General features: G+C 64.5%; 19 protein-coding genes. 15 read left to right on the forward strand and 4 right to left on the reverse strand.

What is annotated here, in order from left to right:
- Positions 1-9: 9 nt before the first annotated feature.
- A complete protein-coding gene (locus J2X11_RS00825) occupies positions 10-1,578 on the reverse strand; it encodes a phytoene desaturase family protein (protein ID WP_309965427.1) in 1,569 nt (522 codons plus the stop codon).
- Between the two features lie 32 nt (positions 1,579-1,610).
- Positions 1,611-2,222 (reverse strand): TetR/AcrR family transcriptional regulator, encoded by a 612-nt coding sequence (locus tag J2X11_RS00830; protein ID WP_309965430.1) that lies wholly within the window; start codon positions 2,220-2,222, stop codon positions 1,611-1,613.
- An 80-nt stretch (positions 2,223-2,302) separates the two neighbouring features.
- Here J2X11_RS00830 and J2X11_RS00835 point away from each other — a divergent pair, with 80 nt between their 5' ends.
- Positions 2,303-2,866, forward strand: a complete 564-nt coding sequence (locus tag J2X11_RS00835; RefSeq protein ID WP_309965433.1) for a DUF2834 domain-containing protein — start codon at positions 2,303-2,305, stop codon at positions 2,864-2,866.
- A 3-nt stretch (positions 2,867-2,869) separates the two neighbouring features.
- Here the strand turns inward: J2X11_RS00835 and fadD8 are convergent, their stop codons facing one another.
- Entirely contained in the window at positions 2,870-4,444 is a 1,575-nt protein-coding gene (gene fadD8 / locus J2X11_RS00840; protein ID WP_309965435.1) for a fatty-acid--CoA ligase FadD8, read from the reverse strand.
- Between the two features lie 57 nt (positions 4,445-4,501).
- On the opposite strand from fadD8, the gene J2X11_RS00845 reads away from it, so the two are divergent.
- The 7 genes from J2X11_RS00845 to J2X11_RS00875 are packed head-to-tail and all read left to right on the forward strand — an operon-like array spanning position 4,502 to position 11,664.
- Positions 4,502-5,989, forward strand: a complete 1,488-nt coding sequence (locus tag J2X11_RS00845; protein ID WP_309965437.1) for an FAD-dependent oxidoreductase — start codon at positions 4,502-4,504, stop codon at positions 5,987-5,989.
- The gene (locus tag J2X11_RS00850; RefSeq protein ID WP_309965439.1) at positions 5,986-6,858 is read left to right on the forward strand and encodes a DUF1295 domain-containing protein; all 873 of its coding nucleotides are present in this window, start codon (positions 5,986-5,988) and stop codon (positions 6,856-6,858) included. The genes J2X11_RS00845 and J2X11_RS00850 overlap by 4 nt, the downstream gene beginning before the upstream one ends.
- Entirely contained in the window at positions 6,855-7,982 is a 1,128-nt protein-coding gene (locus J2X11_RS00855; RefSeq protein WP_309965441.1) for an NAD(P)/FAD-dependent oxidoreductase, read from the forward strand. The genes J2X11_RS00850 and J2X11_RS00855 overlap by 4 nt, the downstream gene beginning before the upstream one ends.
- Positions 7,979-8,431, forward strand: coding sequence for a nuclear transport factor 2 family protein (locus tag J2X11_RS00860; protein ID WP_309965443.1), 453 nt, complete (start codon positions 7,979-7,981; stop codon positions 8,429-8,431). Before J2X11_RS00855 ends, J2X11_RS00860 begins: the two co-directional genes overlap by 4 nt.
- A 52-nt stretch (positions 8,432-8,483) precedes the next feature.
- Positions 8,484-9,440 carry a Zn-ribbon domain-containing OB-fold protein gene (locus J2X11_RS00865; protein ID WP_309965445.1) on the forward strand — a complete coding sequence of 319 codons (957 nt, stop codon included), beginning with the start codon at positions 8,484-8,486 and terminating at the stop codon, positions 9,438-9,440.
- A complete protein-coding gene (locus J2X11_RS00870; protein WP_309965447.1) occupies positions 9,437-10,498 on the forward strand; it encodes a thiolase domain-containing protein in 1,062 nt (353 codons plus the stop codon). The genes J2X11_RS00865 and J2X11_RS00870 overlap by 4 nt, the downstream gene beginning before the upstream one ends.
- Positions 10,495-11,664, forward strand: a complete 1,170-nt coding sequence (locus tag J2X11_RS00875) for a thiolase domain-containing protein (RefSeq protein WP_309965450.1) — start codon at positions 10,495-10,497, stop codon at positions 11,662-11,664. Before J2X11_RS00870 ends, J2X11_RS00875 begins: the two co-directional genes overlap by 4 nt.
- A 62-nt stretch (positions 11,665-11,726) precedes the next feature.
- On the opposite strand, the gene J2X11_RS00880 is transcribed toward J2X11_RS00875, so the two are convergent.
- Positions 11,727-12,968 (reverse strand): cytochrome P450, encoded by a 1,242-nt coding sequence (locus tag J2X11_RS00880; protein ID WP_309965453.1) that lies wholly within the window; start codon positions 12,966-12,968, stop codon positions 11,727-11,729.
- 113 nt (positions 12,969-13,081) lie between these two features.
- Between J2X11_RS00880 and J2X11_RS00885 the strand changes: the two genes are divergently transcribed.
- The 7 genes from J2X11_RS00885 to J2X11_RS00915 are packed head-to-tail and all read left to right on the forward strand — an operon-like array spanning position 13,082 to position 20,815.
- The gene (locus J2X11_RS00885; RefSeq protein ID WP_309965457.1) at positions 13,082-14,245 is read left to right on the forward strand and encodes a steroid 3-ketoacyl-CoA thiolase; all 1,164 of its coding nucleotides are present in this window, start codon (positions 13,082-13,084) and stop codon (positions 14,243-14,245) included.
- Positions 14,246-14,259: 14 nt separating this feature from the next.
- Positions 14,260-15,879 carry a GMC family oxidoreductase gene (locus J2X11_RS00890; protein ID WP_309965460.1) on the forward strand — a complete coding sequence of 540 codons (1,620 nt, stop codon included), beginning with the start codon at positions 14,260-14,262 and terminating at the stop codon, positions 15,877-15,879.
- Entirely contained in the window at positions 15,876-17,432 is a 1,557-nt protein-coding gene (locus J2X11_RS00895; protein WP_309965463.1) for a succinic semialdehyde dehydrogenase, read from the forward strand. The genes J2X11_RS00890 and J2X11_RS00895 overlap by 4 nt, the downstream gene beginning before the upstream one ends.
- Entirely contained in the window at positions 17,432-18,514 is a 1,083-nt protein-coding gene (locus tag J2X11_RS00900; RefSeq protein WP_309965466.1) for an NAD(P)H-dependent amine dehydrogenase family protein, read from the forward strand. Before J2X11_RS00895 ends, J2X11_RS00900 begins: the two co-directional genes overlap by 1 nt.
- Complete coding sequence (locus J2X11_RS00905) at positions 18,511-18,996, forward strand: carboxymuconolactone decarboxylase family protein (protein WP_309965467.1); 486 nt, start codon at positions 18,511-18,513, stop codon at positions 18,994-18,996. The genes J2X11_RS00900 and J2X11_RS00905 overlap by 4 nt, the downstream gene beginning before the upstream one ends.
- Positions 18,993-20,069 carry an NAD(P)H-dependent amine dehydrogenase family protein gene (locus J2X11_RS00910; protein WP_309965470.1) on the forward strand — a complete coding sequence of 359 codons (1,077 nt, stop codon included), beginning with the start codon at positions 18,993-18,995 and terminating at the stop codon, positions 20,067-20,069. The genes J2X11_RS00905 and J2X11_RS00910 overlap by 4 nt, the downstream gene beginning before the upstream one ends.
- On the forward strand, positions 20,066-20,815 hold the full coding sequence (locus J2X11_RS00915) for an SDR family NAD(P)-dependent oxidoreductase (protein ID WP_309965473.1): 750 nt from the start codon (positions 20,066-20,068) through the stop codon (positions 20,813-20,815). Before J2X11_RS00910 ends, J2X11_RS00915 begins: the two co-directional genes overlap by 4 nt.
- Positions 20,816-20,817 lie beyond the last annotated feature (2 nt).

The raw sequence follows: 20,817 nt of genomic DNA on the forward strand, positions 1-20,817 counted from the left end.
ACTCAGACCCTAACGCTCCGCTAGGACCGCCTGAGCTGCGTTGTAGCCGGGGATGAACGTGATGCCCGGCCCTCCGTAGCAACCCGCGCTGCCGAGGTAGAGGCCTGCGATGTTGTGGGGCTGATCGACGTAGCCAGCCGGACCTGGACGGTAGGGACCGAGCAGGTCGGGGTGAATCAAGCCGTGGCAGTAGTCGCCTCCTGGCGCTCCGAACATCGTGCCCATGTGCTTCGGCGTGAACGTTGTGTGCTTGAGGATCAGGCTCTCGAAGTTCGGCGCGAAGGTCGTGATCCGGTCGATTACGGCCTGGCCCATCTCGGCCTTGAGCCGCGCATACTCCGACGGATCCTCCTCGACCGGGAACCACAGCGCGAACGCCGAAGCCGCGGCTTTGCCTGGAGGAGCCAGGTCCGGATCGGATGCAGACGGGATCTGGAACGCAAGTGCTGGCGTCGCCGGGACGATGCCGCGCTTGCTGTCCTCGAACTGCCGCTGCAGCTCCTCGGGTGTGGCGAACAGGCCGATCGCGCTCTGCATCTTCGGATCGTTGAGGAACTCGTACGGCGCCACGAACTCCGGCACTCCATCGAGAGCAAAGTGCATCTGTACGTAGCTGCCGCGGTGATCGATTCCGGCCAGGCGAGTGCTGAGCCCGGCCTCCACCGCACCATCGGTGACCAGCGAGTTGAGGGTCAGATCGGGAGCAACCGCGGAGACGACAGTGAACGTCTCGATGCGTTCACCTCCGTCGAGAACGACGCCCGCGACGTCACCGTCAACCACGACGATCTCGCTGACGGAGGAGTCGAGCCTGAGCTCTCCACCAACCTCGGCGTACTGATCGGCCAGGTGCTGGGTCAGCACGCCGATGCCGCCCTTGAGCTTCTTGGTCAGGACGGTGTTCTCGTCCGGCACCGCCATGCCGAAGGCCAGACCTGCGGCACTACCGGGACTCGAGGGCCCTCGGTACGTCGAATTCACTGCGAGGAAGGCGAGCATTCCGCGGAGTGCTGCGTGCTTCTTCTTGTCGGGCAGATAGCGATCAAGAACGTCGGTCGCGCTGCCGAACAGCATCTCGGTGATGCTGGCTCGCTCGGCGTCGTTGGACGCGCAGGCGTACATCTCATCAAGACTCTTGGGGAGCGTGCCAGCCTCGAATCGGCCGAGAGCGCGAGTCGGCGCGGCACTCCAGCCCATCATCTCGGCCATGCCGATCATGACCTCGATGCCGTGTTTCTCCTCCATGTGAACCGCGGCGTCGCCGAGGTCGGTGTAGTAGATCAGCGGCTCGATGCCTTCTTCGATGATCGACACCGACATCACCTCGAGCTCGACTTGCGGGAGGGTGTCGAGCCCGAGCTCCTTGCTCACGATCATCGAAGTTGGCAGCTGGACCGATCCAGCGATCTCGAACTTGTAGCCGTCGAAGAGCTCGACGGTCGACGCCATGCCGCCGGCGTATCGCTTCGCCTCAAGGCAGACGGTACGCAGCCCAGCTCGCTGCAACAGCAGTGCTGCGGTCAGTCCATTGTGGCCGGCTCCGATGATGACGGCGTCGTATGTCGTGTCCTGTGCCATGACGGCACGGTGGCACCCTCAGCACAGTTTCGTCAATAGTGACGAAACATCCCGTCGTCGCCCAAGCCGCTCTCGAGCGCGGTCAGCGATGCGTGACTGGCCTCGGCCAGGTCCGCGAGCGTCCGACGATCGCGCAGCATCCAGACTTCCATCGCGCCGAACAATGCTGCCGCGATGCAACGCGCGGTCACGACGACATCGAGTGCCCGATCGTCGCCGCCAAAACGACGGCGCAAGATCTCGGTGATCGCAGTCGCCAAGTCAGCCTCGACCTGCCTCAGGTGGGCCACGATTCGGTCAGGGTCGAGCTCGGCTGCGCGGAACGCCGCCATCTGAGTGAGCGGCTGCACGTCGTACGGGAACGCGAAGATCGCCGCTCGTACGGACTCGACGATCGGCTCGTCGGCAGGTCTCGCCGCCATGGCTCCCCGGAACCACTGGAGGCCAGAGTCGTAGTCGGCAAAGAGCAGGTCGTGCTTCGACGGGAAGTGCCGGTAGAACGTACGCAGGGTGACGCCCGCGTCTTCAGCGATCTGCTCGGCTGAGGTCGCCTCGACTCCTTGGGACTGGAACCGAGCGAGAGCCGCACGCCGCAGGGCGACGCGGGTGCGCTCGCTACGAGCCGTTTGCGGATTCCGGGCCATGCGCAGAACGTATCGCAAGGCTCGGCGTACGTAGTTCCGTCAACATTGACAAAACTCAATGTTGGGCCGACGGTGTAGCCATGCTTTCGCTCACCGTGCACGCGCTACTGGCCTTCGTCGTCATCTGGCTCATCATTCGAGCCAACAAGGCGATCTTCCGGCGACCCGACAGCGGCCCGATGTTCTCTGGCTTCGAGATCGTGCTCTACGTCGTGGGAATCGCGTCGATCGCTGCCGGATGGACGTTCAACATCAAGTTCGTCACCGAGAACACCAACGGCTGGCTCACCAATCCGCTGGTGGGGGACGGCTCGTGGGAGCAGTACATGAAGCTCATGTTCGACAACCCCGCGGCGAGCTCGGCCGGCGCCGATTTCATCATCGCCAACGTGGTGATCCTGCCGTTGGTCGCTATCGTCGACGGTCGACGACGCGGCATCAACCAGCCATGGTTGTTCTTCGCTGTGACGCTCTTCGCGAGCTTCACCTTCGGCTGGGCGTTCTACGTAGCCACGGTCGAACGTCAGCGCCGCCTCGGTGCGCGCGTGTCAGCCGACGCTACGGTCGCCAGTCCAGCCCTTCGCTCGCAAGCTCGCTCCCGGTCGGCCGCGGACGGCCTCCCTAGGAACCAAGGAGATAGCTGAGTATCAGCCGACGCTTCTTTCGCCGGTCCAGAACTTTGCCCTGAGCGCCTTCTTGTCGGGCTTGCCCAGCGCCGTCAGTGGCAACGAGTCGGCGATGATGACGTCCTTCGGCGACTGAACCGCGCCCTTGCGGTCCTTGACCAGGGCCTGGATCTCCTTGGTCAGCGTCGCGATCGCCTCGTCGCTGGTGTCAACGTCCGAACGAAGCACGACAACGGCCGTCACGGCCTCGCCGAACTTCTCGTGCGGAGTGCCGATCACGCCAACCTGCGCAACCGCCGGGTGCTCGGCGATGACGTCCTCGACCTCGCGCGGGAACACGTTGAAACCGCCGGTGACGATCATGTCCTTGACGCGATCGACGATGTACCAGAAGCCGTCCTCATCCTCACGCGCAATGTCACCGGTGTGGAGCCAGCCGTCGTGGAACGCCTCGGCGGTCTCCTCGGGCTTGTTCCAGTAGCCGGCAGCCAGTAGCGGTCCGGCGACACAGATCTCGCCGGGCTCACCCTGAGCGACAGGCTCGCCGTCCTCGCCCAGCAGTGCCGTGCGCAGGAATGCGCTCGGTCGTCCGCAGCTGGCAAGGCGCTCGGGCGTGTGATCGCCCTTGGCGAGATACGAGATGACCATCGGAGCCTCGGACTGGCCGAAGTACTGGGCGAAGATCGGACCGAAGCGCTCGATCGCTTCTGCGAGGCGGACAGGGTTGATCGCCGATGCGCCGTAGTAGATGGTCTCGAGGCTGGAGAGGTCACGGGTGTGCGAGTCAGGGTGATCCATCAGCGCGTAGAGCATGCTCGGTACGAGCATCGTCGCGGTGATCTTCTCTTCCTCGATCGTCTTGAGGACGTTGGCCGGATCGAAGCCCGGCAGGACGACAAGGCGACCACCCTTCGCGACGACCGGTGCGAAGAACGCAGCGCCAGCATGTGACAGCGGCGTGCACATCAGGAAGGTCGGAGCTTCCGGCCACTCCCACTCAGCGAGCTGGATCTGCGTCATCGCAGCGATGCTCGAGGCCGTACCGATGACGCCCTTGGGCTTGCCGGTCGTACCGCCGGTGTAGGTCACTCCAACGATGTGATCGGACGCCAGCTCCTTGGCTTCGAGAGGCTGGTCTTCGTACGTCGCTGCCTTGGCCGCGAGGTCATCGATCGTGATGACCGTCGTCAGGCCGGGCACCTTCTCCTTCAGCCCTTCAGCGCGCTCCAGGAACTTGTCGATGTTGTCGACGATGAGGGCACTGACACCAGCGTCTTCGAGCACGTATGCGTGGTCGTCGAGCGATCCGAGCGGGTGCAACGCCGTACGTCGGTAGCCCTGAGTCTGGCCCGCACCGATGATGAAGAGCACCTCCGGGCGGTTCGCTGCGAGCAGCCCAACGGCTGCACCACTGCCGGCGCCGAGGTCCTCGAGCGCGCGCACGTAGCGGCTCATCTGATCGGAAAACTCTTGTCCGGTGATCGTCTTGTCGCCCAGCTGAAGCACGTTCGCGTTGCGGTGCCGCTTGAGTGAATGGAGCAGCATCTGGCCCGAGTGCGGGCCGCGGTACGTGTCAGTGTCGAGTGTCTGTGGCATGGCAAGAGAGTAGAACACAGATAGAACGTGTTCCAGTTTTTGCCCTAGCATGACCGAATGACGAACGACGTTGTTGTTGTCGGATCCGGCGGCGGCGCCCTGATCGCGGCCTATCTCGCGCAGAAATCTGGGCTCAAGACCGTGGTTCTGGAACGCACCAATCTGGTCGGCGGCACGTCTGCCTACTCCGGCGGATCCTGCTGGCTGCCCGGCACCGAGGTGCAGCAGCGAGCTGGCCTCAGCGACTCGACCGAGGGCGCGCGCTCCTACCTCGAGGCGCTTCTGCCCACGCCGTTGTCGACCAACGTTGAGGTGTTCCTCGCCGAATCGCCGAAGCTCGTGGCCGAGCTTGAGGCCGACGACGCCTTCGAGTGGGAGTGGTCGCCGTTCCCCGAGTACTTCGATGCACCTGGTCGCGTACCGATGGGTCGATCGATCCAGCCGAGCAACATCCGTCGCGACGAACTGCCCGCCGAAGTCGGCGCACTCGTACGCCCGCCGGTCGAGCGCGACCGTGCCGGTGAAGGTGGTCGCAACACGCTCTCCGGTGGACAAGCTCTGATCGCTCGAACGCTGATGGCGTTCGTACGCGATGGCGGCACTGTGCTGACCGACCACAACGTCATTGACTACGTCGTTGAGAACGGCCGCGTCGTCGGCGTCACCACCGAGGGCGGCGAGACGATCCGAGGCGAGCGCGGCGTGATCGTGGCTGCCGGTGGCTTCGAAGGCAACGACACACTCCGCAGCGCGAATGGCGTGCCGGGCGCAGCCGAGTGGACCATGGCGCCCACCGGAACCAACACCGGCGAGATCATCGAGGCCGGCAAGGCCCTCGGCGCAGCGATCGACCACATGGACAAGGCATGGCTCTGCCCCGGTCTCGAGCAGCCTGAGGGTGGAGGCTCCTTCACCCTCGGCTTCCGCGGCGGCGTGATGGTCGACTCGGATGGTCGTCGCTATGCCAACGAAAGCCTCCCGTACGACCAGTTCGGCAACCAGATGGCTGGCGCCCCGAACCGGATCCCCTCGCATTTCGTCTTTGATTCCCGCGAGGGCGGCGGCTTGCCAGCCATCGCCATGCCAGAAGGCGATCCGGCCGAGCACCTCAAGGCAGGCACCTGGACCCAGGCCGACACCATTGCTGAGCTCTCCGAGAAGCTCGGTCTCACCGATCTGTCCGAGACCGTCGAACGTTTCAACACGTTCGCCAGGAACGGCGTCGATGAGGACTTCGGTCGTGGCAAGGATGAGTACGACAACTTCTTCACCGGCGGAGCCACCCTCATCCCGCTCGAGACCCCGCCGTACATCGCAGCGCGATTCGTACTCTCGGACCTCGGCACCAAGGGCGGCATGGTGATTGACGAACACGGTCGCGTCGTTCGACCCGACGGTGACCCCATCCCGGGGCTGTACGCCACCAGCAACAGTGCCGCGTCGATCTTCGGCCCGTTCTATCCCGGCCCCGGCGCTCCGCTGGGTCAGGCTTTGGTCTTCGCATCACGCGCGGTCCAGCACATCACCGCCGAGGAGAACGCATGAGCAAGAACGCAGCGCTGATCAGAGTCCTGATCGCGTACGTCATAGCGTTCGCTGCTGCTGGCGCCTGGCTTGCCTGGGGTCCCAGCACTGACAAGCTCTGGCTCGACACGCTGATCGCTGATGTGATCGCGACGGTCGTCATCTTCGTCTTCAGCCGCGCCTACAAGAACTCGAGCTTCTACGACGCTTACTGGAGCGTCATCCCGCCGGCGATCTTCGTCTACTGGTGGATCGAGACCGAGGCCGAGGGTGCACGGCTCTGGCTGGTCCTGCTGGTCATCTCCGCCTGGGCGATCCGCCTCACGGGCAACTGGATCTTCAACTGGCCGGGCATGCACCACGAGGACTGGCGCTACCCGATGCTCAAGGAGCAGGCCGGCAAGTCCGAAGCCATCGTTGACTTCGCCGGGATCCACTTCTTCCCGACGATGGTGGTGTTTGCAGCACTGACGCCCACATACGTCGTCGTCACGAACACCGGGCGCGACGTGGGTTGGCTCGACATCGTGGCCACGATCGTCGGCCTCGGCGCCGTAGCGATCGAGTTCATCGCCGACCTCCAGCTCTACCGGTTCGTCCAGAACCGGACCCCGGGCCAGGTCATGGACGTCGGCCTATGGGGCTGGTCGCGTCACCCCAACTACTTCGGCGAGGTCAGCTTCTGGGTCTCACTCGCACTGTTCGGACTCGCTGCATCGTCGGATGACGCGTGGTGGATCTTCGGCGGTGCCATCGCGATGCTCGCGATGTTCATGTTCGCCAGCATTCCGATGATGGAGAAGCGCAGCCTCGAACGCCGTCCGGACTACCAGGACGTGATCGACCGGGTCTCCGTCTTCCTGCCACTGCCCCCGAAGGCCAAGCGTTGAGCAAGCCCCGGGTTGTCGTCGCTGGGCTGGGTGACAGCGGTCTGTTGACCGCGATCCACCTCGCCGGCGATGCCGACGTCATCGGCATCGGCACCAAGCCAGGCATGGTCAGTGGTCAGGAGCTGGGGCTCCGATTGGCTCGACCTGACTTCTGGGCCAAGCACCACCGCGTCCCATTCGAGCGCTATCGACGACTGGCCGGCGTACGAACCGTTCACGGCGCCGTGACCGGCATCGACCCTGCCGGGCGCACGGTCTCGTACAAGAATGCCGACGGTATGACCGGCAGCGAACCGTACGACGTACTGGTCATCGCCACCGGCGTGACGAACGGATTCTGGCGAAACCCGGACGTGCAGACAGAGTCAGAGGTCGACGATGCCGTCGCCACAGCTCATCAGACGCTCGCCGGTGCCCAGTCGATCGCGATCATCGGAGGCGGCGCAGCGTCGGTTGGCAGTGCCGCGAATCTCGCCGACGCCTGGCCCGACAAGCAGATCGACCTCTACTTCCCGGGTGAAGCCGCGTTGCCGCAACACCATCGTGGTGTGTGGCAACGCGTCAGCAAACTTCTGGTAGATCGCGGCGTGGGACTCCACCCCGGCCACCGAGCCGTGATCCCGGCCGGGTTCGACCTCGACCAGATCACCCATGAGCCCGTCGAGTGGAGTACCGGTCAGCCCGCGGCCCAAGCGGATGCGGTCGTATGGGCCGTCGGGCGCGTACGTCCCAACTCGGACTGGCTCCCGTCAGAGCTCCTCGACGAGGGCGGATTCGTACGAGTCGACCCCAACCTCCGGGTGACCGGCCAGGATGCGATCTTCGCGATCGGCGACATCGCCGCGACCGATCCGCTGCGCACGTCAGCGCGCAATCGCGCCGACAAGCTCCTCGCTCGCAACATCCGAGCCCATCTCAAGGGTGGCAAGCTTCAGCCCTACAAACCTCCTCGCCGTCGGTGGGGATCCGTCGTCGGAACCCAGGACAACGGCCTCACCGTCTTCGCCCCCAACGGCAAGGGCTACCGCATCCCCAACTGGTCGGTCGACACCGTCCTCCAGCCATTGATCGTGCGCCGCGGCATCTACGGCGGAATCAAGAAACCATCGAAGGAGAAATCATGATCACCTCGGACGCCATCATCTGGAACGCCCCCAACGACCCGCACCCCGCGCGCGAAGCATCACAGCGCTCGTACTCAGCCGTCGCCAAGGGTGACCTCGCCGAGTGGCTCACGGTGTACGCCGAAGATGCCCTGCTCGAGGATCCAGTCGGCCCGTCGATGTTCGACGAAGAGGGCAAAGGTCACCGCGGTCACGCCGGTATCTCGGCGTTCTGGGAGCTCGCGATCGCCCCGATCGAGACGTTCGAGTTCCTGATCACCGACTCGTTCGCGAACCCCGGAAGCAACACCTGCGCCAACATCGGCAGCATCAAGACCTCGTTCGCGGACGGCTCGCACACCACGACCGACCTGATCATGGTCTACGTCATCAACGACGACGGCCGCGTCGCCTCGATGAAGGCGTTCTGGGAGCCGAACCGAACCATGGCGAGCTTCACTTCGGCCTAAACGTGGGCGGAAAGGCTTGCAGGCAAAACTAGAACGTGTTTCACTTTCTCCCGTGACTGAACTAGGAACCCTGCACGCACCCCTGCAAGTCGAGTTCGACTACACGCGTTCCCTCGGCCCCACGCTCTCTGGATTCATGACCGGCCTCAAGCGCCGTCAGATCCTCGGCGGCGTGCTGTCCGACGGAACTGTGGCAGTCCCGCCGCCCGAGTACGACGGCACGACCTTCGCACCCATCACCGAGCTTCGGCCCGTCGCCGATGTTGGCGTCGTCCAAAGCTGGGCCTGGGTCCCCGAGCCCGTAGCCGGCCAGCCGCTCGACAAGCCGTTCGCCTTCGCGCAGATCGTGCTCGACGGCGCCGACAAGGCACTGCTGCACGCGGTTGCCGTCGACTCGGCTGCCGACATCCAGACCGGAATGCGCGTGCGCGCCGTCTGGGCCGACGAGCCGGTCGGAGCCATCACCGACATCCGCTGGTTCGAGGCCGAGGGTGACTCACCCGCGACAACACCCGGACCCGAAGGCGACGCGATCGAGGGGATCATCTCCCCGGTCAAGCTCGCCTACGACTACGCCGCCTCCCCTGAAGAGTCCAAGTTCTTCCGTGGACTCGCGGACGGCAAGCTCATCGGTCAGCGTTGCCCCGTGTGCGAGAAGGTCTACGTGCCGCCGCGCGGCGCGTGCCCGGTCGACGGTGTCCCGACGACCGACGAGGTTGAGGTTGCCGACCACGGCACCATCACCACGTTCTGCATCGTCAACGTGCCCTTCACCGGACAGCAGATCCCCATTCCTTACGTCTCGGCCTACGTCCTCCTCGACGGCGCCGACATCGCCTTCCTGCACCTGATCCTCGGCATCGACGCCGCGGACGTACGCATGGGACTGCGAGTCAAGGCCGTCTGGAAGCCCCGCGACGAATGGGGAACCACGATCGCGAACATCAGCCACTTCGAGCCGACGGGTGAACCCGACGCCGACTACGAGACATACAAGGTGCACCTGTGACGAGAGATGTAGCGATCGTTGGGTTCTCCCAGCGACAGATGAAGGAGTTCGACGGCTCCCCCACGTGTGTGGAGCTGCTCGTCCCGATCTTCCAGGAACTCTGGGAGCAGACCGGTTGGACCAAGACCGACATCGGTTTCTGGTGCTCGGGCTCAAGCGACTACCTTGCCGGCCGAGCCTTCTCGTTCGTGTCGGCGGTTGACGCGATCGGTGCATTGCCGCCGGTCATGGAGTCGCACGTTGAGATGGACGCCGCCTGGGCGCTGTACGAAGCCTGGGTCAAGATCCAGACCGGACTCGTCGACTCGGCGCTCGTGTACGGCTTCGGCAAGTCGAGTGCTGGTGTGCTCCGCCGGGTCCTCTCCCTGCAGATGGATCCGTACACGGTGACGCCTCTCTGGGCAGACGCCGTCTCGCTCGCTGCCATCCAGGCTCGCGCTGGTCTTGAGAGCGGCGCGTTCGACGAAAGCCAGATGGCTGATGTCGTCGCCCGTTCGATGACAGATGCCGCCAGCAACGACAGCGCAATCCGCAAGGGCGCCACGACTGCTGATGATGTCCTCGCCCAGCCGCTGTACGCAGACCCGCTCCGTCGCTGGGACTGCGCTCCGGTCTCCGACGGCGCCTCGGCCATGATCATCACCGCCGCTGACGCTCCGGGCTTCGACAAGCTCAAGGGCAACAAGGCATGGATCACCGGCTTCGAGCACCGCGTCGAACCCGGCGCGCTCAACAGCCGCGACCTCAAGGTCTCGGAGAGCACCAAGTCCGCCGGCGCAGCTGCCGGAGTCGACGGTGTCGATCTCGCTGAGCTCCATGCACCGTTCTCGCACCAGGAGCTGATCCTCAAGGACGCCCTTGGACTCGGCGACGACGTCCGCATCAACCCGTCGGGTGGAGCGCTCACCGCCAACCCGATGTTCACCGCCGGTCTCAACCGCATCGGCGAAGCCGCCCGACAGGTATGGGCCGGCGACTCCCAGCGCGCACTCGCGCACGCAACCTCAGGACCTGCCTTGCAACAGAACCTCGTACTCACGATGGAGGCCCGCGCATGAGTCACAAGCTCGCAGCCGTCATCGGCGTCGGCCAGACGCACCACCGTGCCAAGCGCGGCGACGTGTCGATGGCCGGACTCCTCCGTGAAGCCATCGACCGTGCGATGACGGATGCGCAGGTGACGTTCAACGACATCGACGCAATCGTCATCGGCAAGGCGCCCGACCTGTTCGAGGGCGTCATGATGCCGGAGCTCTACCTCGCTGAAGCGCTCGGTGCGCCCGGCAAGCCGTTGCTCCGCGTGCACACCGCCGGCTCGGTTGGTGGCTCGACCGCGATCGTCGCTGCCTCGCTCGTCGAGGCCGGCATCCACGAACGCGTGCTGACGGTTGCCTTCGAGAAGCAGTCGGAGTCCAACGCGATGTGGGCACTGTCGGTGCCGGTGCCGTTCATCATGCCGGTGCACGCTGGCGCGGGCGGCTACTTCGCTCCGCACGTGCGCTCGTACATCCGTCGCTCGGGAGCCCCGACTCACATCGGTGCGATCGTGGCAGCCAAGGATCGTCAGAACGCGCTCAAGAACCCGTACGCGCACCTGCAGAACCCCGACACCACGGTTGAGTCGGTGCTGGCGTCGCAGATGCTCTGGGACCCGATCCGCTATGACGAGACGTGCCCGTCGTCCGACGGCGCCATCGCGCTCGTCATCGCCTCGGAAGATGCGGTCGCCAAGTCCGACATCAAGAACCCGGCGTGGATCCACGGCACCCAGATGCGCAGTGAACCCACGACGGCTGCCGAGCGCGATCAGGTCAACCCGCAGGCAGGACGCGACGCTTCGGCCGCGCTCTGGAAGCAGGCCGGCATCAAGTCACCGATCGACGAGATCGACTGCGCCGAGATCTACGTACCCTTCTCCTGGTTCGAGCCGATGTGGCTCGAGAACCTCGGCTTCGCCGAGCCGGGCGACGGCTGGAAGCTCACTGAGGCGGGCGAGACCCGTATCGAAGGCAAGATCCCGGTCAACATGAGCGGTGGAGTGCTGTCGTCCAACCCGATCGGCGCCAGCGGCATGCTGCGCTTCGGTGAGGCCGCGCTGCAGGTCATGGGCGAGGCCGGTGAGCACCAGGTCGAGGGCGCCAAGAAGGCGCTCGGTCACGCGTACGGCGGAGGCTCACAGTTCTTCGCAATGTGGGTCGTCGGCGCAGACAAGCCAAGCCACTAACGGGGGGAACGAAAAGGCCGGCCAACCCGAGAGGGTGGACGGCTTTTTCTATGGGCTGCGGGTCAGACGTACTTGACCCGAAGCTCCTTGATGCCGTTGATCCAGCCGTGGCGCAGACGACGCGGCTCGGCCAACTTGGAGATGTCGGGGATCAGGTCAGCGATCACGTTGAACATGATCTCGACTTCGAGGCGAGCCAGGTTGGCACCGATGCAGAAGTGTGCGCCGTGGCCACCGAACGCGAGGTGCGGGTTGGGGTCACGCAGGATGTTGAACTCTTCGGGGTTCTCGAAGACATCCGAGTCATGGTTGGCGCTCGCGTAGAACAGACCAACACGCTGGCCCTTCTTGACCGTGACGTCACCGACTTCGAGGTCCTTCAGGGCTGTGCGCTGGAAGGACGTGACCGGGGTGGCGATGCGGATGATCTCGTCGACCGCCGACCTCGGACGCTCCTTCTTGTAGAGCTCCCACTGATCGGGGTTGTTGAAGAACGAGTTCATACCGTGCGTGATGGCGTTGCGAGTCGTCTCGTTGCCAGCCACAGCCAGGATGATCGTGAAGTAGCCGAACTCGTCCGAGGCCATGCCTTCGCCGTCTTCGCCAGCTGTGACCAGCTTGGTGACGATGTCGTCCTGCGGATCAGCCTTGCGCTCTTCGGCGAGTGCCATGAAGTAGCTCAGGATCTCGATGCTCGCGGCCTCGGGATCGGCGTTGTACTCCGGGTCGTCGTAGGCCAGCATCTGGTTGGACCATTCGAAGAGCTTCTTGCGATCTTCGAACGGGACGCCCAACAGGTTGGCGATGGCCACGAGAGGCAGCTCGGCGGCGAGCTCCTCGACGAAGTCGCCTTCGCCACGCTCCATCGCTTCCTTGACGATCTCGATGGCGTGCTCGGTGAGGCCTTCACGCAGACCCTCGATGGCGCGGGGGGTGAAGCCGCGGCTGATGATCGAACGAGTGTGGGTGTGGACCGGCGGGTCCTGGTTGATGAGCATGACGCTCTGCAGCTCAACCTGGTCGCGCGTCATGTCGGGAGCGAAGCGGATGATCGCGCCGTTCTCGCTGGTGACGAAGTCGTTGCTCTTGGAGACAGCGGAGACGTCGGCGTGCTTGCTGATGGCCCAGTAGCCCGTGCCACCCTCCATGCCGGCGCGCGACTCTTCGGGCTGTTCGATCCAGAAAACTGGGGCCGTCTTGCGCAGTTCCAGGAACTCTGCGTGCGGAACGCCTGCCTCGTTGAGGATTGGGTCCGTCGGGTCAAAACCTTCGGGAATGGCGGGGGCAGCGTCCAGCGTCGTCACTTCAAGCTCCTCGTAAGTTTCTGCAACACGTTCTAGTTCTGATTCTATCCTTACACGGCCCGGGTCCAATCGGAAGGCTTGTGCAAGACGAGAACGTGTTCTAGTTTTAGCCTATGGGCACCCCTGTGATCGTTGATGCCGTCCGCACGCCACAAGGCAAGAAGAATGGCGTACTAGCCGGACTCCACCCCGCCGTTCTTCTCGGAATGGCGCAGACCGAGTTGATCTCCCGCGCCGGAATCGACGCGAATCTCGTCGAGCAAGTGATTGGTGGCAACGTCACCTCCGCCGGCGAGCAATCCAACAACATGATTCGTCGCGCCTGGATGCACGCTGGCTTGCCGAACGCCACCTCCTCCTCGCAGATCGACGCGCAATGCTCGTCGGCTCAGCAGGCGACTCACCTCATTCACGCGATGATCGGCGCTGGTCTGATCAAGGCCGGCATCTCATGTGGTGTTGAGTCGATGTCGCGCGTCGGACTGGGTGCCAACGTGCCCCCCGGAACCGGCGACCCGCGCCCCAGCGACTGGTCGATCGACCTGCCCAATCAGTTCGAAGGTGCAGACCGCATCGTCCGCGACCGTGGTTTCTCCCGCGCTGATGTCGACGCGTTCGGCCTCTGGTCGCAGGAGAAGGCCAAGGCCGCCAGCGACGCAGGACACTTCGACCGCGAGACGTTCGCGATCAAGGCACCCGTGCTCGACGAAGAGGGCAAGCCCACCGGCGAAACCCAGATCGTGACCGCCGACCAGGGCATCCGCGAGACCTCACTCGAGAAGCTCGCCACCCTCAAGTCGGTCCTCCCGGACGGCACGCACACCGCCGGTACGTCCTCACAGATCTCCGACGGCGCCTCGGCAATGTTGCTGATGGACTCTGACCTCGCTGATGCGCTCGGCCTCAAGCCGCGCGCCCGCATCATCACCTCGTGCCTGGTCGGCTCCGACCCGTACTACCACCTCGACGGACCCGTGCAAGCCACCGAGAAGCTCCTCAAGGACAGCGGTATGTCGATCTCCGACATCGACATCTGCGAGGTCAACGAGGCCTTCGCCGGCGTCGTCATGTCGTGGGCCAAGGTGCACTCGGTGCCCGAAGACAAGATCAACGTGAACGGTGGCGCCATCGCCATCGGACACCCCGTCGGCTCGACCGGCACCCGGTTGCTGACGACTGCGCTGCACGAACTCGAGCGCCGCGATGCAAGCACCGCCCTCATCTCGATGTGCGCCGGAGGGGCGCAGGCATCGGGCACCATCATCGAACGAATCTGACAAGAGAGACATTCATGGCTAAGAACCAAACCCGCGACGAAGCTGACTACATCGTCGTCGGTGCCGGCAGCGCTGGATCCGCCGTCGCATCACGTCTCGCCGCATCCGGCGCATCCGTGATCCTGCTCGAAGCGGGCAAGAAGGACTCTTCGATGCTGGTCACCAAGCCCGGCATGATCGGCCCGATGCACGCCGAGCCGAAGATCAAGAAGACAGTCGACTGGGGCTACTACACAACACCCCAGAAGCACATGAACAACCGAGTCATCCCGCAGACCCGCGGCAAGGTTCTCGGCGGCTCGAGCTCGGTCAACGGCCTGCTCTGGGTACGCGGCAACCGCGCCAACTACGACTCGTGGGCAGCTGAAGGCAACACCGGCTGGGACGCTGACTCGGTCAACGAGACCTACAAGCGCGTCGAAGACTTCGAAGACGGTGCCAACGAGTACCGCGGTGCAAGCGGACCGATCAAGGTTCAGCGCCACACCCAGCGGACCGAGGCTGCACTGCAGTTCGAGCAGGCCGCTGCCGACACTCTCGGCGTCAAGATCCTCAAGGACTACAACGCTGCCGAGCAGGAGGGCGTGAGCCACTTCCAACAGAGCGCCGACAGCGGCAAGCGCTACTCGTCGTCGCGCGGCTACATCACCAACGCCGACCGTCCGACCCTCGAGGTCCTGACTGAAGTCCACGCGCAGAAGGTCGTGATCGAGAACGGTCGCGCCACTGGCGTCGAGATCCTCGACAAGAAGGGCAACCGTCGTACGCTCCGCGCCGGCAAGGAAGTCATCCTCTCCGCCGGATTCATCGGCTCGGCCCAGCTGCTGATGCTCTCGGGAGTCGGCCCCGCCGATCACCTCAAGGAGCACGGCATCGAGGTCAAGGCTGACCTCCCCGTCGGCGAGAACCTGCACGACCACCTGTTCGTACCGACGACGTGGATCATGCCCAACGCGAGGCACAAGGGGAAGGCGTCGTACTTCGCCCGCGGACTCGCCAAGGAGCTCACGGTCGGTGGATCGTTCCTCGAGAACTCAGTGTTCGAGACCGTCGCGTTCGTACGTACGTCTCTCGCAACTGACGTGCCCGACCTGCAGCTGCACGTTCTGCCCTGGGCCTACCCGTCGCCCAATCAGGATGCGCCGGTTCGCCACCAGGTCGATCCACGAAAGGCGATCACCGTCATGTCGACGCTGATCTACCCGCGCAGCCGCGGCACGATCCGCCTCGCATCGGCAGACGCTGAAACAGCACCGCTGATCGACATGAACTACCTCGCGGAGCCCGGCGACCAGCAGGTTCTGGCCGAGGGTGTCGAGATCATCCGCGACATCATGAAGTCGGCTGCCTTCGGCGGCAACGTCAAGCAGGAGTTGCACCCCGGACCGGAGTACGACGCGGCGAACATGAAGGCCGAGGTCCTCAACCGGGCCACGACCGTCTATCACGGTGTCGGCACCTGTCGTATGGGCGTCGACGACCGCGCGGTTGTCGGCCCCGACCTCAAGGTTCGCGGTATCGAAGGCCTCCGCGTCGCGGATGCATCGATCATGCCCTCGATCATCGGTGGCAACACGAACGCACCTTCGATCATGATCGGCGACAAAGCAGCCGACCTGGTGCTCGGCTCATGACCACCCGGCCGGCAAGCCTCACGCCGGAGTTCCTGGACAGCCTGGTCAAGCGCGTACCCGGCAGCACCGGCAACACCTGGAAGCTGACTGAGGTCTACACCGGCGATCTGCTGGTCGAGCTGCCTCAGTCGTCCGAGGCCGACATCGTCAAGGCGAGTGCTGACGCACGTGCTGCCCAGGAGATCTGGGGCTCGTGGTCGGTCAAGAAGCGCCTTGGCGTGATGAAGAAGTTCCACCGCCTCGTGATCGACAACCAGATGCTGATCACCGACCTCATCCAGGCCGAGAGCGGCAAGAACCGTCGGATGGCGTTCGAAGAGTCTTGCGACATCCCGATGGGCACGAGCCACTACATCAAGCGCGCGCCCAAGCTGCTCAAGGACAGCAAGCACGCGGGTCCGGTTCCGTTCCTGTCGAACTCGACCGAGGTCCGTCGCCCCAAGGGTGTCGTCGCAATCATCGCGCCGTGGAACTTCCCGTTCGCGACTGGCGTCTCTGACACCATCCCGGCGCTGATCGCTGGCAATGCTGTCCTGCTCAAGCCCGACAACAAGACCGCGCTGTCTCCGCTGTTCGGCATCCAGCTCCTCGAAGAGGCTGGCATTCCGCCCGGCCTCGTTCAGGTCATCTGCGGCGAGGGCCCCGATGTCGGCGGCCCAATGCTGGCCAACGCCAACTACGTCATGTTCACCGGTTCGACGGCGACTGGCCGCGTCATCGGTGAGCTCGCCGGCAAGAACCTCATCGGCGCCTGCCTTGAGCTCGGCGGCAAGAACCCGATGCTCGTTCTCGAGGACGCCAACATCGACGAAGCCGTACACGCGGCCCTGTTCGGCAGCTTCGGCAACTCCGGCCAGATCTGCATGCACATCGAGCGTCTCTACATCCACGACTCGATCTACGACGAGTTCCGCGACAAGTTCGTGGCCGAGACGCAGAAGCTCAACGTCAGCGCCGCGTACGACTTCCTGCCTGACATGGGCTCGCTCGTGTCGGTCGATCACAAGGACCGCGTCGTCTCGCACGTCGAGGACGCCAAGGCGAAGGGCGCAAAGGTCCTCACGGGCGGCAACGCGCGCCCCGACCTCGGCCCCGCGTTCTTCGAGCCGACGATCCTCGAGGGTGTCACCAAGGACATGCTCGCTGGCGCGACAGAGACGTTCGGTCCGGTTGTTGGCCTCTACCGCTTCAAGACTGAGGACGAGGGCATCGCTCTTGCCAACGACACCGACTACGGACTCAATGCCTCGGTCTGGAGCAAGGACCTGAACCACGCCGGTGAGGTTGCTCGCCGCATCGATTCGGGCAACGTCAACATCAACGACATCCTTGCGACCGCTTACGCCTCGAAGGGCACACCCTCGGGTGGCCTGAAGCAGTCCGGTGTCGGCGCCCGCCACGGAGACCAGGGACTGCTCAAGTACACCGACGCGCAGAACATCGGCGTACTCAAGAAGCAGGTCATGGGGCCGCAGGGCAAGCAGACGTACGACGCGTACGCCAAGCAGACCCAGACCTCGCTCAAGATCATGCGCAAAACTCGCCTCCGCTAATGATCCGCACAGCGGTGTGGGGTACCGGGAACGTCGGTCGCGCGTCCATTCGTGCGGTCGACGCTCATCCCGAGCTCGACCTCACTGCGGTGATCGTGCACAACCCCGAGAAGGTCGGCAAGGACGCGGGCGATCTGTCCGACGTCGGTCGCACCCTCGGCGTCGCTGCCACGGACGACATCGATGGCACGCTCGCGGGCATTGATGCGCTCGTCTATGCGGCATCCGGCGAGATCCGTCCCGAAGAGGCACTCGCTGACATCAACAAGGCGATCGCTCTCGGCATCGTCGCCGTCACGCCGTCGCTCTACGGGATGTACGACCCCGACTCAGCTCCCGCGGAGTTCCGCGATCCAATCCTTGCTGCGGTCAAGGAAGGCGGAGGCTCACTCTTCGTCTCCGGCATTGACCCGGGTTGGGGCAACGACATCCTGCCCGTGCTGATCAGCGGCCTGGCTTCGACGATCGACCAGATCCGCTGCCAGGAAATCTTCGACTACACGACGTACGACCAGCAGGACTCCGTACGTTTCCTGATCGGCATGGGTGAGCCCATGGACTACGAACCGCCGATGGTGGCTCCGACGATCCCGTCGATGGTGTGGGGCGGCCAGGTGCGGCTCATTGCCAAGGCGCTCGGCGTCGAGGTCGACGAGATCACCGAACACGTCGAACGCCGCGCATTGGACGAGACCGTCGAGAACGCAGCGATGGGCACGTTCGAGAAGGGCACCCAGGGCGCATTGCGCTTCGAGGTGCAGGGCGTCATCGACGGCGAGGTCAAGATCATCGTCGAGCACGTCACCCGCATCCACCCCGACTGCGCACCCGACTGGCCCTCACCGCCCGATGGCGGCGATGGCGCCCACCGCGTCATCATCGAAGGTCGTCCGCGCATCGAGGTCAACGTCGAAGCAACCGACGAAGGTGGCAACCGCGCTTCAGGCGGCAACGCCACGGCCGTCGGCCGCATCGTCAACTCGATCCCCTGGCTCAAGGACAACGAGCCCGGTCTGTACGACGCACTCCAGGTTCCGCTCATCCCCGGTGTAGGCAAGCTCTCAAGGACGGTCACAGCATGATCATCGACGTACCCGAAGGCAAAGACCCCATCAACTACGTATGGGGCGAAATGGTCCCCGGGATCGGCGGCGCAGCGGCAACGATGGCGCTGAAGGTCTACTCCGACTCGACCCTGGGTCTCCGCGAGTTTGAGGCAGCACGCCTCCGCATCGCCCAGATCAACGGCTGCCTGTTCTGCCAGGACTGGCGTACCGAGCGCGACGGCGAGAAGGTCGAAGACACCTTCGACGAGGCCGTACAGAACTGGCGCACCACGGACGCGTTCGACGAACGTACGCGCCTGGCCGCTGAGTACGCCGAGCTGTACGCGTCGGACCACCACAGCATCGACCACCTGTTCTGGAAGCGCATGCTCGCTGAGTACGACCAGCGCGAGGTCGTCGAGCTCAGCATGTGCATCGGTTCGTGGCTGTCGTTCGGACGCCTCAACCGGATCCTCGGACTCGACACCGCCTGCGTCCTGCCGTCACACGTCGTATGACGACGCGCGTCGCGGTCTGGTCGACCGGCACTCTCGGTCGCCACGCGATCGCCGGCATCGACCGCAATCCGGAGCTCGAGCTCGTCGGCGTCTTCGTCAGCAACCCTGACAAGGACGGCAAGGATGCCGGCCAGCTGGCCGACCTCGGTCGCGACCTCGGCGTCATCGCCAGCACTGATCGCGACTCGGTCCTCGCCGCCAAGCCGGACTGCATCGTCTACTGCGCGATCACCGAAGACCGGTTCTTCGAGGCCTACGAGGATCTCGTCGGCTTCCTCGAGGCCGGCATCAACGTCGTGGCCAGCGGTCCTGTCATCCTCCTCTACCCGAACCCGACGCTTCCTGACTCGATGTGGGAGCGCATCGAGGAGGCCGGCAAGACGGGCAATGCCAGCCTGCACGCCAACGGCATCGATCCGGGCTGGGCCAACGACATATTCCCTCTGCAACTCACCTCGCTGAGCCAGCGGATCGACCAGGTGCGAGTGCTCGAGATCGCCGACTACTCGACGTACGACCAGGCCGTCACGATGGGAGAGATCTTCGGATTCGGCAAGCCCATCGACGAAGTCGCGCCACTCTGGCAACCCGGCATGCTCGCATCCGGGTGGGGTCCCGTGGTGCGCCAGATGGCAGCTGGACTCGGCGTCACCCTCGACGAGCCACTCGTCGAAGTCGTCGAGCGACTTCCCGCCGAGGCTGACATGTCGACCGTCTGCGTCGACATCAAGGCAGGAACGATGGCGGCCGTACGGTTCGAGGTCATCGGCATGGTCGATGGCGAGCCCCGCATCGTCGTCGAGCACGTGACCCGAACGCATGTCGACCAGGCTCCGGACTGGCCCAAGCCCGCCAGCGGCGACGGCTCCTACCGGATCGAGATCACCGGCGAGCCGATGATGACAGTCGACTTCACCCACAAAGGCGAGTTCGGTGACCACAACGACAGCGGCATGATCATCACGGCCCAGCGCCTGGTGAACGCAGTGCCCGCGGTCGTCGCCGCGAAGCCCGGCCTGGTTACGGCGCTGGATCTGCCGCTGGTCACCGGTCGCGGAATCGTGGGCGTATGACGTTCACCGGCAAGAGCATCCTGGTGACGGGAGCGTCCTCCGGGCTTGGCGCGGCGACCGTACGTCGGTTCGCAGCCGGTGGCGGCCTCGTCTATGCCGCGTCTCGCGATCAGGCCAAGCTCGCTGAGGTCGCCGAGTCCTGCGCTGATCTTCCAGGCGAGGTTCGCTTCGGACCTCTCGATGTCGCCTCGCCAGCCGATTGTCGGGCTGCCGTCGCTGCGGCTGTCGACGCGTACGGGCGACTCGACGTACTGGTCAACAACGCTGGTCGCCACGACTTCCGAGTGACCACCGATGTCACCGAGGACGAGTGGGACGCAGATATCGCCCTCAACCTCAGCGGCGCGTTCTATCTCTGCCAGGCCGCAATCCCGCATCTGCTCGAGACCTCCGGCAACATCGTCAACGTCGCCTCGGTGGCTGGCGTGATGGGCGAGGCCTACTCGGCTGCCTACACCGCTGCCAAGCACGGCATTGTCGGTCTGACCAAGGCCTTGGCGATCGAGTACCTGAAGACGCCGCTTCGCGTGAACTGCGTCTGCCCAGGTGGCATGGACACCCCGCAGGTCGCGACCATCAGCGTTCCCGACGACGCCGACTGGGAGCTGATCATGCGGGTCGCAGCGAAGCGCGGCATGATGACCGCCGACAGCGTCGCCGCAGTCATCGCCTTCCTGGCATCCGACGACGCCTCGTCAGTCCACGGCAGTATCCAGATGGTCGACCACGGCCACCTGGCCGGCTGATC

The sequence above is a fragment of the Aeromicrobium panaciterrae genome, assembly GCF_031457275.1.
Classification (GTDB): domain Bacteria; phylum Actinomycetota; class Actinomycetes; order Propionibacteriales; family Nocardioidaceae; genus Aeromicrobium; species Aeromicrobium panaciterrae_A.

What these genes read in the sequence shown, in the direction of transcription:
- J2X11_RS00850 (WP_309965439.1), top strand. Translation starts at nt 5,986, where the DNA reads ATGAGCAAGAACGCAGCGCTGATCAGAGTCCTGATCGCGTACGTCATA.
- J2X11_RS00905 (WP_309965467.1), top strand. Translation starts at nt 18,511, where the DNA reads ATGATCATCGACGTACCCGAAGGCAAAGACCCCATCAACTACGTATGG.
- J2X11_RS00875 (WP_309965450.1), top strand. Translation starts at nt 10,495, where the DNA reads ATGAGTCACAAGCTCGCAGCCGTCATCGGCGTCGGCCAGACGCACCAC.
- J2X11_RS00830 (WP_309965430.1), bottom strand. Translation starts at nt 2,222, where the DNA reads ATGGCCCGGAATCCGCAAACGGCTCGTAGCGAGCGCACCCGCGTCGCC.
- J2X11_RS00900 (WP_309965466.1), top strand. Translation starts at nt 17,432, where the DNA reads ATGATCCGCACAGCGGTGTGGGGTACCGGGAACGTCGGTCGCGCGTCC.
- fadD8 (WP_309965435.1), bottom strand. Translation starts at nt 4,444, where the DNA reads ATGCCACAGACACTCGACACTGACACGTACCGCGGCCCGCACTCGGGC.
- J2X11_RS00915 (WP_309965473.1), top strand. Translation starts at nt 20,066, where the DNA reads ATGACGTTCACCGGCAAGAGCATCCTGGTGACGGGAGCGTCCTCCGGG.
- J2X11_RS00835 (WP_309965433.1), top strand. Translation starts at nt 2,303, where the DNA reads ATGCTTTCGCTCACCGTGCACGCGCTACTGGCCTTCGTCGTCATCTGG.
- J2X11_RS00890 (WP_309965460.1), top strand. Translation starts at nt 14,260, where the DNA reads ATGGCTAAGAACCAAACCCGCGACGAAGCTGACTACATCGTCGTCGGT.
- J2X11_RS00825 (WP_309965427.1), bottom strand. Translation starts at nt 1,578, where the DNA reads ATGGCACAGGACACGACATACGACGCCGTCATCATCGGAGCCGGCCAC.
- J2X11_RS00895 (WP_309965463.1), top strand. Translation starts at nt 15,876, where the DNA reads ATGACCACCCGGCCGGCAAGCCTCACGCCGGAGTTCCTGGACAGCCTG.
- J2X11_RS00860 (WP_309965443.1), top strand. Translation starts at nt 7,979, where the DNA reads ATGATCACCTCGGACGCCATCATCTGGAACGCCCCCAACGACCCGCAC.
- J2X11_RS00910 (WP_309965470.1), top strand. Translation starts at nt 18,993, where the DNA reads ATGACGACGCGCGTCGCGGTCTGGTCGACCGGCACTCTCGGTCGCCAC.
- J2X11_RS00885 (WP_309965457.1), top strand. Translation starts at nt 13,082, where the DNA reads ATGGGCACCCCTGTGATCGTTGATGCCGTCCGCACGCCACAAGGCAAG.
- J2X11_RS00845 (WP_309965437.1), top strand. Translation starts at nt 4,502, where the DNA reads ATGACGAACGACGTTGTTGTTGTCGGATCCGGCGGCGGCGCCCTGATC.